The sequence below is a fragment of the Candidatus Methylacidiphilales bacterium genome (assembly GCA_033875315.1).
Taxonomy (GTDB): domain Bacteria; phylum Verrucomicrobiota; class Verrucomicrobiia; order Methylacidiphilales; family CAZTYG01; genus JANRJG01.
Genome location: JANRJG010000038.1, coordinates 154,669 through 166,425 on the forward strand (window position 1 = coordinate 154,669; position 11,757 = coordinate 166,425).

An 11,757-nucleotide genomic window follows, 5' to 3' on the forward strand; every position below is an offset into this window, starting at 1 on the left:
TCCGCATGGGGGCACGGTCGAAATTCTTCGATCCGCGCAGCATCCGCGCCTCCACGCGGCCGTCTACGGGCGACCTCTGGGGTCGCCTGGTCCCCTGGTTCTACTTCGCCATCATCCTCGGCCTGCTCACCCTGGCCGGGGTGATCTTCTGGCCCCAGATCCTCAAAACCCAGCAGGCCCAGGCACGCAAGATCGCCCTTCTCGGCGAAATCGAGTCCGAACAGGCCCGCACCCTCAAACTGCAGCAAGTTCTCTACGCCCTCCGCGACGACCGTTTCTACGTGGAGCGCATGGCCCGCGACGTCCTGAATTACGGAAAAGAAGGCGAAACCATCTTCAAGTTCCCCCCCTACGGCGGAGAAGCCAACCCCCTCCGCCAGGACAGCCCCCAGCCTTGATCTATCAGGCTTCCAGTCGCGACCGACTTCGAATCTACTGAGTCGTAGGCCACCCCAGACAAGCATTGTCAGCGGGAACAAAAAAACTAATATCGGCCTTGTTATGAAATCCCCCATCCGTGTTGCCGTCACCGGTGCTGCCGGCCAAATCTCCTACTCGCTTCTTTTCCGCATCGCCTCCGGTGCCATGTTCGGACCCGAACAACCCGTCATCCTCCAATTGCTCGAAGTGCCCTTGGAAAAACCCATGAAGGCCCTCGAAGGCGTCGCCATGGAACTCGACGACTGCGCTTTCCCGCTCCTCAAGGGCATGGTCCTCACGGGTGACGCCAAGGTTGCCTTCAAGGACGCCAACTGGTGCCTGCTCGTCGGCGCCAAACCCCGCGGACCCGGCATGGAACGCGCCGACCTCCTCAAAGACAACGGCCAGATCTTCATCGGCCAGGGCAAAACCATTGACGAGGTCGCCGCCGATGACGCCCGCGTCGCCGTCGTGGGCAACCCTGCCAACACCAATTGCATGATCGCCGCCAGCCAGGCCAAACGCCTCCCGGCCGAGCGATTCACCGCCATGGTCCGTCTCGACCAGAACCGCGCCCAGACCCAGCTCGCCCTCAAGGCCAAGGTCGATCTCACCGAGGTGAAGGACATTTTCATCTACGGCAACCACAGCCCGACCATGTTCCCCGCCTTCGCGCACGCCACCATCTCCGGCAAAAAAGCCACCGACGTCATCACCGACCACGAGTGGCTCAGGGGCCCGTTCTGTGAAACCGTCGGCAAGCGGGGCGCCGCCATCATCGCCGCCCGCGGCGCTTCCTCCGCTGCCTCCGCCGCCAACGCCCTCGTCGACCATGTCCGGAGCCTGGTCACCCCCGGGGCCATCCATTCCGTTGCCGTCAAATCCAATGGCCACTACGGCTTCGACCCGAACGTGTGGGCCGGCATGCCGGTGAAAACCACCACCCCCGGGAGCTACGAGGTCATCACTTCTTACGCACAGGATGATTTCGCCAAGGCCAAAATCGCGGCCACCAACAAGGAACTGGTCGAAGAACGGGCCATGGTCGCATCGATGATCGGCGGCTGACCCGGCCTCGAGCCCCATATAGCCAAAAAGCCCGGCTCCGGCCGGGCTTTTTTTTGCCCTAACGGCCCGGGCCGGTGTCTGACAAATCATTTGACGACCTGTCAGGCCCCTTCCCATTTTTTTGTAAACTTCCCTGCCGGCCAACTTCGGCCGCCCCCCATAAATGTAATAACTTTTTTCTAGAGCTAATTAATACTTGAGATTGGCAATGCCTGGCACATGCTAGGCCCATGGCCAGAAACAAATACCAGCGGGTGACCGCACGCGTGGAAGTTCCTCCATCCAACCTCTACTACATCTGGAGGGACCACACCGAACACGGCCCCTTCATGACCGAGGATGTTCTGGAATTCTGGCACAAGGGCGAATTGTTGGCCGAGGATTACATCCGGGAGTCACACAGCACGGACTGGGTCGATACCCAAACCTTCCTGATGCCGATCATGGCCTCCGAGGCAACACACCCCGAACAAATTTCCCTCTTGGCCCCTCCGGACACCGCCCCACCCCCCTCAGAGGACCCACCCTCCGGCCGCATGGCCAACCTTTCCCGCTGGATTCGCTTCGCCTGATCAGCCAATCGGAACCTCAAAGCCAGCGCGGGGGGGAAGATCGTCCCTGACCATTCTTCAAAAGCCGCCCAGTCGATTCTGGCGCTCTGGACTTTTCTCCTGGCACGGTTAGCCTCTCACCATGCATGGTCCCCTAGGTTCGAGCCCGGGTCGGTTCTACTCCCAATCCTCTTTTTCTTCCCCCCGGCAAGACACGATCGGTTTAACCAGATCACGAGCGCACTCATGGGTTCTCACCGCCGCGAGCGCCGTCGTCCTTTTGATCCCCAACGCCTACTCGGCCAAAATCGCCCAAGACACTTGGAAAGAAGAAACCAAGAAAGCCGACCTTTCTACGTTGCGCCATTGGAGTTACCTCAGCGAGGCCGGCGACGGGGTCATCACCGAAGAAAAGGGCAAACGCTTCCTCCGGCTGAAGGAGGGGGCCAAAATCCAGTCGGTCAATGTCGCCGCTTACACGGACACCTTGAACCTCAGCGGAAACTTCACCATTACCTCGCCGGGCGGTTCGGGTGGCTTCGGCTTCATCGATTTCTCCTCCGGCCTCTACTACTACGCTTACCTGGACAAGAGCAAGGGCCGCTTTTATCTCCAACGGGGCGATGGCGATAACGCCACCGTCCTCGCGGAAGCCGAGGCCCCGTCCACCATGTCTGGCCCGTTGCAATTGACCGCCGACCTGAAAACCAAGGACCGCATCCGCCTCTCCCTCCTGTCCGGCAGCCAGGAAATCCTGAAGGCCGAGGAAGCCCGGCCGGATAAAATGGGCGGGACCTATCAAATTTATTTCGGCATCAGCCAGGACGCCGCGGTGGATCTGTTCGAACTGACCGCCATCACCTCGCGATGAATCCTACGGAAGGCCGGGTCCTTTGGGAAAGGGGCTTGCTACTTGCCTCGGCTGCGGGCGTGGTGCTGGGCTCGATCAGCGCAGCAGCCGGCTACTTTGTCACCCCCCAGGCGGCCACGATGAAATGGGAATACGCCTTCACCCGGGTTTTCCCAACCTATGCGGATTGTCTGGCCCTGGCCGGTCTCGCCTTGCTGACGCTATGGCTGTGCGGATGCCTCCTGCTGCTTGGCCGTGCGTTGCGTATCAGGCGGGTTCCCTGGGAAGGTCTGGCCTGCGCTGCCCTGTCTCCGGTTCTGCTCCTGCTGTCCAACAGTGTCTTCATGCTGGCCGTACGCCACATCGCCCCTCTTTCAATCGGTCGCTGAGCCGGACACTTCCCCGCTTCACTTTGCTCGGTGTCGGGAAAGGGATCCTGATCTGATCCCGATCCCGATCCAAATCCAGACCCCAAGGCCAACACCTCCTCAAATCCAGGTCTCTGGGTGGTGGGGTGGTCTGGTGGAACCACCAGCCTGTCTTCCGTTCAGGCCGGAGCGTCTGAAGGCATTTCAGATTTATCCCGGGGGTGGGAGCGTTCTTCGGCCGCCTTGGCTTTTTCCACTTGTCCGGCCTTGCGGTAGACATAGGCCAGGTGGGCATGGGCTTCCAGAAGCTCCGGATCGATGGCGACCGCTTTTTCCAATGAGCGGATGGCCTCGTCCCACTTCTGCACGCCTTCATACACCAAACCCAACCCGAACCAACCGCGGGCGTAATCAGGCCGGACCAACACCAGGCCTTGGAAGCAGGAGGCGGCGCGTTCGGATTGGCCCTGCTGCACGTAGAGCAAACCGAGATTGATCCGGGCGGAAGCATGATCGGTCTGGATCTTGATTGCCCGTTCATAGGCCCCCGCTGCCTGTTCGGGCATCTGCATCTTCTCCCACGCCACCCCGGCGTTGTAGGGCCAATCGGGAATTTCCGGTGACAGATCGGAAGCGCGCATGAACGCCTCCGCCGCCTCGGCATACCGCCCCACGCTGTAACGCACCAACGCCAGTTCCGACCAGGCACGGGCATCCCCGGCCTCGGCCCGAACCGCCTGGGCCAGGGCGATTTCCGCCTCTTCCAAATTCCCCTGCTGGCGCTGGATCCAACCGCAGCGGGTCCAGGCCCGGCCATGGGAGGGGTCGGCCTCGACCGCTGAACGGTGGCATTCCAGTGCCCGGGCCATCTCGCCTGCGCTTTCCAGACCCAGGCCGGTTTCATACCAGGCAAAGGCCACCATTGGACGGAACTCGATATTGCGAGATACTCGCCAACAGAGAGATAGGGCATCCTCGGGATTCCCCTGGCGGGCCAGGACCACGGCCAGGTAGCACAAACCGGGAACCGATTCCGGATCTTGGGCCAGAAGGTTGCGGAAAGCCGCATCTGCCGCCGCGATGTCCCCCACCTGGAGATAGACAATGCCCCGCTTGAGGATGACCTCGGCATTGTCGGGATCGAGGGCGGCCAGCCGGTCCACCGCCTCCAAGGCCGCAGCACTGTCACCGCGCTCTACCAGAACGGAGACCAGATTGTTCCACAACTTGGCCGAATCCGGCTGCAATTCCAGCGCCCGTCTGAGCGAGCTTTCGGCCGCGGCAAACTGCTCCAGCTCATAATGCAGAACCCCCAGGTTCGCCCAGGACTGGACATGGTCCGGATGCCGCCCCACCAAACCCTCGTAGACCAGGCGGGCGTCCTGCGCCCGTCCCAGCTCGTGGTAAAGCGTCGCCTGATAAAACGACAGCGAGGCCATCGTCGGAGCGGCCGCCAGGGCTTTCTGGCACCAATCCAAGGCCGCTTCCGGTCGCTGGGCCGCTTGAAGCATCCGCGCCATGAGGAAAAAAACCGGGGCCCGCATCCAGTGGGCCAGCCCGGGCTGTTCAAAGATCTCCGCATCCTCCTGAAGGCGGTCCCACTGCCCCAACATCGCCTTGGTCAGCATCCGGTCGAGATGTCCCTGCATCTCTTCATCTTCGGGCGCCGCGGGCGCGGCCACCAGAGGTGCCGCCACCGGCGTCGGTAGTTGCCCGGGCGAAGGCATTTCCTGAACCGGATGATGGGAAACCAGATCTGCCGCGACTTTCGAAGTCACCCGCATCATCCGGCGGATGTCCGCGCGACGGCGCTGCGGCTGCACCGGGTCGGGCGGTGGTGGCACGGCGGCAATCTCCAAAGCGGTGGCCGACGATCCTCCCCCCTCACCGGATCGCTCCACCCAACGGTGAAGTTCGGCGTTCACAGGATCGATCTTGGAGGCATAGGAAAAGATCCGGTGGGCCTCATCCCGCTTGGCAAAATCCTGGTAGAGCATCTTCCCGAATGCCGGCAAGGCCAAAGTGTCCCTGGGCGAGCGACTCAGGCGGACCAGGACGTCGATCTGTTCGGGTGTCAACAGGATCACCCCGTCCTCGCCCCGCCCAAGGTTGCTCAACTTCTCCGAGCGGACCAGGTTGTCCAGACAGTCGGAGATGAGTTGGTAACCCTCGAAGGAATCGGAGTCCTTCTGGTCGAAACACTGGATGAGGAGGTTGTGCCAGGATTCGGTGCTGAGCGGATCGCGCCGGATCCTGTCAAGAATTCTGCGGACCGTGGGCAGGTCGTAGTTCATGCAGTTGGGGTCAGGGTAGCCGTCTTAAGACGTGCGCCAAGCCCAATGCGGATCACTTCTCCAGAGACCGGACCAAGCGCAGCTTCTCGGCCAAGCCCGGGCCACGAAAGCGACGGATCAACAACACGCGTTCGCGTCGCGGATGCCGCCGCACTGCGGCAACAAAGCGGCCAGCCAGACCACGGGCCAGTCGGTAACGGCGCTCTACCCGGCCATCACCACCACCATCCGATTCATCCCCGTACAAGCGTTCCCAGATCCAGTCCCGGGTCTCCGTGGAAATCGGCCCTCCGCCTAACAGGCGACAGAAACGCACCAGCAGAAAATAGGTGTCCACGCGGGCCTGGGCCTCCAAGGCACAGGCAAATTGCTCCGAATCCCATCGCCTCCACCCGGCCCGGAAGGCCAGGGCCGCATGCACCCCGTGGGTGATCTCCTCGATGAACTGGATGAAGGCCACGACGTTGCGGTGGCTGATCGATTCGCGGGGGTCCTCTTCCTCGAGACAACGGATGAGGGAAGGATCATAGTAGATGCCAATGTAGAGATTGTCCGCGGAGGTGCGCAGGTAGGTGCGTGCCACGGGAGTCAGTGCCCCCGCACCCGGACAGAGGGCGGCCAACTCGGCCGAGCGACGCCCCCCGATCAGGCATTGTTCCAAGTTGATGCCCGACGGACTGTAAGTCCGTTCCAGCACTTCCTGGATTTCCGAAAGCAGGCTCATGCCAGCCTGCCGGGCAGCAGGCTGTGCCCTCCGGAAAGATGCAGCACGTTTTCCGCCAACTCGTTCAACACCCTTCGCACTTGGTGGAACCGCTCGCCCAACTGTCGGAAAACCCGCTTGTGCTCGGTCTCTTCCACCAACCGCTCGTTGGATGCCGCCCTGTAATGGCTCTGCCCCATCTCCTCATAAAAACGCAGGTCCGGCCCTCCCCGCAGGCGGTTCTGCGCCCGCACCCGGTCGGCAAAAACACCGCTGACAAAAAGCGAGTAGTCCGCGATGTGTGACGAGATCATGAGCCGCTCCCACGGACCCGCATCCTTCAACATCAGCAACATGTCGCTGATGTAAGGATAGGCAAAAAGGCTGTTGACCTCGCCATCCCGCGCACTCACCGCCTTGCGGCCGAATTCCACCAGCACGGCGGAGATGTAATCCGCCATTTCCCGGTCATCGATCCCCGCCCGCCGGGAGGCCTGCCGCACCAGCACGTAGAAATAAAATGCCGGGGAGACCTTCAGGCAATGGCATTCATCCAGCAGTTCCCGGTAGACCAGGTCATGGTCCACCACGCAGTCCCGTGTGTCCTCGTCGGCCAGCAAATCCGCCAACGGCACCGCATCCTTCCGGCTGCGCGAGAGTGTGCGGACCACAAATTGGAAATCATCGGCCGTGAATTGGCCCCGGCAATTGGCTTTCAGCATAATTCCTCCTGGTGTGGGTTGACTCCAAACGGAAAAGCATAAACGGTGCCATGCTTGCGGCACCCGGGTTCGACTCCATTTTGGCGCATGAATTCCCGGATGGCAACCACCCCCGGTCCAAGAATCCAATCCAAGTTAGTGCCGGGACCGCAGGACCCAACCATCACCGGTCACCGCCGCATCCAGCCGGCGGTCCCAGTCCTCGAACGGTACGCGTTCCACCTGCTGGCAGGAGTAGAAGACCCCGATGCTTTCCACTTCCGGCCCCAGCCGCGCCAGCAGCCGGTCGTAGTAGCCCCGCCCCCGCCCCAAGCGCCTCCCCTCGGCGTCGATGGCCAACCCCGGCACCAGACACACTCCCGGTCCGCCCCGCCAGACCGGAAGGTGCGACGACGGTTCGGCCACTCCGAAGCTTCCAGTGGACAAATCCCCCGGTCCACCCACTTCATGCAAGACCAAGTCGTCTCCCGCCACGCGCGGCAGCCAAACCGACCTTCCAGCCTGCCAGCGAGCCTCCAACAACGGCCGGATGTCCGGTTCATTGGGCAAGGGCATGAAGGCCACCCACTCGCCCGATCCCATCCGTTCTCCCAACAGGGTCCTGATGGTGGTGGATTCTTTCTGGCACGCACCGGCCTCAAGCGCCGCCAATCGTCTGCGCATCTCGGTGCGCAGACGGGCTTTGGCGTCGTTGATCGGGCGTGGGTCCATGGTGGTGGAATAGGAAATGGGAAAGGAGAAAGGGGAAGGGACGAACCAAGGAAAAGGGTTGGTGGTTGCTTGTCCGGCATTTACTCTGTCCCCTGTGTCGCGGCCCGAAAAGCCAAAATCCCTCCCGCGTTGGCGCACCCGGAATTTCATCACCGAGGTGCTCCTCCCCTCGCTCCTCACCCGCAAGGCCGGGGTGCGCGCCCGCCAATCGCCCCTCTTCCCCAAGCTCACCGGCAACCAGATCTGCCTGACCTGGATCGGCCATGCCTCTTTCCTCATCCAGACGGCCAAGCACAACATCCTCATCGATCCCAACTGGGCCAACTGGCTCCTGGTCATCCGCCGCCTCAAACACGCGGGCCTCCCACTGCACGACCTGCCCAACATCGACCTCGTCCTCGTCACCCACGCCCACTTCGACCACCTCCACCGCCCCACACTCCGCCGGGTCGCGGAACGCCAACCGGTCGTCGTCCCCCACGGCGTGGGTGACCTCGTGCACAACCTCGGCTTCGAAAAAGTCCTGGAAATGCACTGGTGGGACACCCTCTCATTCGACGGGCTCGACATCACCTTCACCCCGGCCAAGCACTGGGGCGCGCGCAAAATCCTCGACCAACACCGCGGCTACGGCGGCTTCGCCCTCACCTGGCAGGGCCGCACGGTCTACCATGCCGGCGACAGCGCCTGGTTCGACGGTTTCACGGAAATCGGGCGCAGACTCCGGCCTGAAATTGCCTTACTTCCGATTGGCGCTTATGAGAATCCCTCCAGCCGCGACCACCACATCAGCCCCGAGGAGGCGGTGGAAGCTTTCCGGGAACTCGGCGCCCGCACGCTCATCCCCATGCATTTCGGCACTTACCGGTTGAGTTACGAACGCCATCACGAACCACCCCAGCGCCTGATGCTGGCCGCATCACAAGCGGGCATCCTCCCCCAACTGCGCTTCCTCACCGAGGGCATGCCCGCCGTATTTTGATTTGCCAAGCCCCCGACAGCGCACAGGCTTTCGGCCTATGATCAAACTGGCCATCATCGGCACGGGCGGCATGGCCCACCACCACGCGCAAAGCTTCCAGAAAATCAAAGGCGTCACCCTCGCAGCCGCCTGCGACATCGATGCGCAGCGCGCCCTCGATTTCTCGGATAAATACGGCATCCCCCACACCTTCAACGATCCGTACGAACTCATCCGCCACGCGGACGTCGATGCCATCTCCAACGTCACCTCCGACGCCTTCCATGCGCCGATTTCCCTCGCCGCCCTCAAAGCCGGCAAACACGTCCTGTGCGAGAAACCCCTCGCCGTCGATTATCCCGAGGCCCGTAAAATGGTCGCGGCCGCCAAGAAAGCCCGCCGCATCAACATGGTCCAGTTTTCCTACCGCAGCTCCGCCGCCTGGCTGAAGGCCCAGGAACTGGTCCGCACGGGCAGGCTCGGTGCCATCACCCACTTCGAGGCCTCCTACCTCCAAAGCTGGCTCAGTGCCAACATGTGGGGCGATTGGAAGACCCACGACGGCTGGCTCTGGCGGCTCGATTACTCCAAGGGCAGCAAGGGCGTGCTCGGCGACGTCGGTGTCCACATCGTCGACTTCGCCACCAGCGTCGCGGGCGATATCGCCCGGCTCAATTGCCGTTTGAAAACCTTCGAAACCCTCAAGGGAAAGACCCGCGGCCGTTACCGGCTCGACGCCAACGATTCCGCCGTCATCCACTGTGAGTTGGCCAACGGAGCCCTCGGCGTCATCCACACCAGCCGCTGGGCCACCGGATTCACCAACCGCGTCTTCCTCCGCGTCCATGGAACCAAGGGCGCGCTCGAAATCGATCTCTCCAAAAGCTATACCGAATTGAGCGTCTGCCTCGGCCAAGACCGCCATGAAGCAGCCTGGAAAACCCTCCAGTGCAAGCCTGCTCCCGACATGTTCCAACGCTTCATCAAAGCCATCCGCACCGGCAAACAGGACCAGCCCGACTTCACCCGCGGTGCCGACGTCCAGAAAGTGCTCGACGCCTGCTTCACCTCCGACCGCACCGGGAAGACCGTGCGTGTCTAGCCTTCAAAGGGAAAAGCTTTTTAACGGGAAACATTTTTCCCCATCCCGCCGATTGCGGTGTAGGGTATTGCATGTATCTGCAAGCGCTGGCCCATGCAGTCCCTCCCCGTTCGTTCTCCCAACGGGACATCTGGGATGCCGTCGCGGCCTCGCCCGTGGCCGCCCACCTCAAACCCCGCTCCCTCACCCTGCTGGAGAAAATTCTCTCCGGCGACAGCGGGATCGAAAAACGCCACCTGGCTTTCGATGATCCGGGCGACGTCTTCCTGCTCGATGCCGAGGGCCTCAACCGCCGTTTCGAGGCCACCGCCCCGGGCCTGGCCACCTCGGCCCTCAACCGGGCTCTGGAACAGGCGGGCCTCGATGCTTCATCGCTCGACGGGATCATCGTCTGCACCTGCACCGGTTATCTCTGCCCGGGGTTGACCAGTTTTGTCAGCGAACAGGCGGGCCTGCGGAGCGATACCTGGTTGTCCGACCTGGCAGGCCAGGGATGTGGTGCCGCCATCCCCGCCCTCCGCCAGGCCGCCCATTTCCTGGCCGCCCACCCCGATGCCCGCATCGCCACCGTGGCGGTGGAAGTCTGTTCAGCCGCCTTTTTCCTCGATGATGATCCCGGGGTGCTCATCAGCGCCTGTCTCTTTGGTGACGGGGCCGCCGCGGCCATTTGGACGGGAAAACCGGCAACCAACAGCCCTGTTTGCTGTGATCATTTTCAGACCCTCCATTTACCGGGGGAACGGGAAAAACTGCGCTTCGACAACGCCGGGGGAAAACTCCGCAACCTCCTCGACCGCTCGGTACCCGGATTGGCCGCGGATTCCGTGGCCCAACTTTACCACCAGCGCCCGATGGCGAATGGCGATACCGTGCTGGTCCACACCGGCGGGAAAAAGGTCCTCGAAGCCATCCGCAAGGTGTTGCCCGATCATCCGCTCGCGGAAAGCGAACACATCCTGCGGGACCACGGCAACATGAGCAGCCCATCCATCCTGTTTGTCCTGGAAGAGGCCCTGAAGCGGAACCCGAGGGGAACCTTTTGGCTCACATCCTTCGGCGCCGGCTTCACCTGCCACGCCTGCCGGATCGAATCGACTCCCTAACCCAGAATCAGCCCTGCGGCCTTTCGATGGAGGCCGATCCGGCTGTTTCCGGCCCGGGCTGGACCTGTTGCAAGGGACGTCCAAACCCGACGAAGCGGGCCCGGCGTTTGTAGCCACCGAACATATCCTTGACGCCACCCATCGAGGCATTGGGGTCGAAGTCATAAACATCCACTCCGCCCCTCTTGAACGTTTCCCCCAGGCTGGCCGAGGATGAACCCGCCATCTTCGGGGTGCCGTCCGCCGTTCGCCCGAGGTAGATCATGACATGGCTGACCGGAGGTGTGCGCTTGATGTTGTAGGTCCATTCCCAAAAGAGCAGGTCCCCCGAACGCAGTTGACCCAAAAGGGCGGTGGTATCGATCGACCCGTCTGTCCGGACCGGGGCATCGGTGATCCGCCCCTGCTGGCTCAGGGTCCAATACTGATCGGACGCCGTCCGCGGCAAATCGATGCCCAGAACCCGGGCATAGAGATAACGCGTGGTATTGGAACAATCCATCACCCAGGTGCCGGGCCGGTCCGGCAGACGCCAGGCCTCGCCGTAACCCACGCCTTCGCTGCCCAACCAACGCACCGTGTCCACCAGGCATTTGTGCTGCTCCGGCCGGAGCTGGGCCTGGAGTCCACAGACACTGCCCGCCAGGAACAGAGCACAAGCCATGCTTGGGTGGATTTTCATATTTACGTATATTAACGTAAAATATCAGACCAAGCAAGCCCTACCCTGTTGGGTTTTTTTCCAAACACGGGGCCAAACCATCAGCGATCAGACTGGCTGCGGACGTTGATGAATCCTGGGGAATACCACCTTTGCGCCCATCTCCCATAAATTGAAGCGGGCATCGGCAATCCGGACCCTGTCCCTATAACCCTTTCAAAGGTGATTGGCGTGCCAAGCTTC

At 62.0% G+C, this 11,757-nt stretch carries 13 protein-coding genes; 8 read left to right on the top strand and 5 right to left on the bottom strand.

Annotation, left to right across the window (positions count from 1 at the left end; genetic code table 11):
• Nucleotides 1-5: 5 nt before the first annotated feature.
• The 5 genes from SFU85_11260 (at nucleotide 6) to SFU85_11280 (ending at nucleotide 3,278) form a co-directional block, all read left to right on the top strand.
• Nucleotides 6-398 (top strand): septum formation initiator family protein, encoded by a 393-nt coding sequence (locus SFU85_11260; protein ID MDX6767355.1) that lies wholly within the window; start codon nucleotides 6-8, stop codon nucleotides 396-398.
• Between the two features lie 103 nt (nucleotides 399-501).
• The gene (locus SFU85_11265; GenBank protein ID MDX6767356.1) at nucleotides 502-1,488 is read left to right on the top strand and encodes a malate dehydrogenase; all 987 of its coding nucleotides are present in this window, start codon (nucleotides 502-504) and stop codon (nucleotides 1,486-1,488) included.
• Nucleotides 1,489-1,718: 230 nt separating this feature from the next.
• Nucleotides 1,719-2,060 (top strand): hypothetical protein, encoded by a 342-nt coding sequence (locus SFU85_11270; GenBank protein MDX6767357.1) that lies wholly within the window; start codon nucleotides 1,719-1,721, stop codon nucleotides 2,058-2,060.
• Between the two features lie 259 nt (nucleotides 2,061-2,319).
• A complete protein-coding gene (locus tag SFU85_11275; GenBank protein ID MDX6767358.1) occupies nucleotides 2,320-2,910 on the top strand; it encodes a hypothetical protein in 591 nt (196 codons plus the stop codon).
• Nucleotides 2,907-3,278 carry a hypothetical protein gene (locus tag SFU85_11280; GenBank protein ID MDX6767359.1) on the top strand — a complete coding sequence of 124 codons (372 nt, stop codon included), beginning with the start codon at nucleotides 2,907-2,909 and terminating at the stop codon, nucleotides 3,276-3,278. Before SFU85_11275 ends, SFU85_11280 begins: the two co-directional genes overlap by 4 nt.
• A gap of 158 nt (nucleotides 3,279-3,436) precedes the next feature.
• Here the strand turns inward: SFU85_11280 and SFU85_11285 are convergent, their stop codons facing one another.
• From SFU85_11285 to SFU85_11300, 4 genes are all read right to left on the bottom strand, one after another.
• A complete protein-coding gene (locus tag SFU85_11285) occupies nucleotides 3,437-5,551 on the bottom strand; it encodes a tetratricopeptide repeat protein (protein MDX6767360.1) in 2,115 nt (704 codons plus the stop codon).
• A gap of 52 nt (nucleotides 5,552-5,603) precedes the next feature.
• Nucleotides 5,604-6,275 (bottom strand): hypothetical protein, encoded by a 672-nt coding sequence (locus SFU85_11290; protein ID MDX6767361.1) that lies wholly within the window; start codon nucleotides 6,273-6,275, stop codon nucleotides 5,604-5,606.
• Entirely contained in the window at nucleotides 6,272-6,976 is a 705-nt protein-coding gene (locus tag SFU85_11295) for a hypothetical protein (GenBank protein ID MDX6767362.1), read from the bottom strand. The genes SFU85_11290 and SFU85_11295 overlap by 4 nt, the downstream gene beginning before the upstream one ends.
• A gap of 135 nt (nucleotides 6,977-7,111) precedes the next feature.
• The gene (locus SFU85_11300; GenBank protein MDX6767363.1) at nucleotides 7,112-7,687 is read right to left on the bottom strand and encodes a 5-formyltetrahydrofolate cyclo-ligase; all 576 of its coding nucleotides are present in this window, start codon (nucleotides 7,685-7,687) and stop codon (nucleotides 7,112-7,114) included.
• 94 nt (nucleotides 7,688-7,781) lie between these two features.
• Between SFU85_11300 and SFU85_11305 the strand changes: the two genes are divergently transcribed.
• From SFU85_11305 to SFU85_11315, 3 genes are all read left to right on the top strand, one after another.
• On the top strand, nucleotides 7,782-8,669 hold the full coding sequence (locus tag SFU85_11305) for an MBL fold metallo-hydrolase (GenBank protein MDX6767364.1): 888 nt from the start codon (nucleotides 7,782-7,784) through the stop codon (nucleotides 8,667-8,669).
• Between the two features lie 37 nt (nucleotides 8,670-8,706).
• Nucleotides 8,707-9,750, top strand: coding sequence for a Gfo/Idh/MocA family oxidoreductase (locus SFU85_11310; GenBank protein MDX6767365.1), 1,044 nt, complete (start codon nucleotides 8,707-8,709; stop codon nucleotides 9,748-9,750).
• A 71-nt stretch (nucleotides 9,751-9,821) separates the two neighbouring features.
• Complete coding sequence (locus SFU85_11315) at nucleotides 9,822-10,853, top strand: 3-oxoacyl-[acyl-carrier-protein] synthase III C-terminal domain-containing protein (GenBank protein ID MDX6767366.1); 1,032 nt, start codon at nucleotides 9,822-9,824, stop codon at nucleotides 10,851-10,853.
• Between the two features lie 7 nt (nucleotides 10,854-10,860).
• Here SFU85_11315 and SFU85_11320 read toward each other — a convergent pair whose 3' ends face one another.
• On the bottom strand, nucleotides 10,861-11,535 hold the full coding sequence (locus tag SFU85_11320) for an NlpC/P60 family protein (protein MDX6767367.1): 675 nt from the start codon (nucleotides 11,533-11,535) through the stop codon (nucleotides 10,861-10,863).
• Between the last annotated feature and the right edge of the window lie 222 nt (nucleotides 11,536-11,757).

What these genes read in the sequence shown, in the direction of transcription:
- SFU85_11265 (MDX6767356.1), top strand. Translation starts at nt 502, where the DNA reads ATGAAATCCCCCATCCGTGTTGCCGTCACCGGTGCTGCCGGCCAAATC.
- SFU85_11290 (MDX6767361.1), bottom strand. Translation starts at nt 6,275, where the DNA reads ATGAGCCTGCTTTCGGAAATCCAGGAAGTGCTGGAACGGACTTACAGT.
- SFU85_11260 (MDX6767355.1), top strand. Translation starts at nt 6, where the DNA reads ATGGGGGCACGGTCGAAATTCTTCGATCCGCGCAGCATCCGCGCCTCC.
- SFU85_11270 (MDX6767357.1), top strand. Translation starts at nt 1,719, where the DNA reads ATGGCCAGAAACAAATACCAGCGGGTGACCGCACGCGTGGAAGTTCCT.
- SFU85_11285 (MDX6767360.1), bottom strand. Translation starts at nt 5,551, where the DNA reads ATGAACTACGACCTGCCCACGGTCCGCAGAATTCTTGACAGGATCCGG.
- SFU85_11280 (MDX6767359.1), top strand. Translation starts at nt 2,907, where the DNA reads ATGAATCCTACGGAAGGCCGGGTCCTTTGGGAAAGGGGCTTGCTACTT.
- SFU85_11295 (MDX6767362.1), bottom strand. Translation starts at nt 6,976, where the DNA reads ATGCTGAAAGCCAATTGCCGGGGCCAATTCACGGCCGATGATTTCCAA.
- SFU85_11310 (MDX6767365.1), top strand. Translation starts at nt 8,707, where the DNA reads ATGATCAAACTGGCCATCATCGGCACGGGCGGCATGGCCCACCACCAC.
- SFU85_11315 (MDX6767366.1), top strand. Translation starts at nt 9,822, where the DNA reads ATGTATCTGCAAGCGCTGGCCCATGCAGTCCCTCCCCGTTCGTTCTCC.
- SFU85_11300 (MDX6767363.1), bottom strand. Translation starts at nt 7,687, where the DNA reads ATGGACCCACGCCCGATCAACGACGCCAAAGCCCGTCTGCGCACCGAG.
- SFU85_11320 (MDX6767367.1), bottom strand. Translation starts at nt 11,535, where the DNA reads ATGAAAATCCACCCAAGCATGGCTTGTGCTCTGTTCCTGGCGGGCAGT.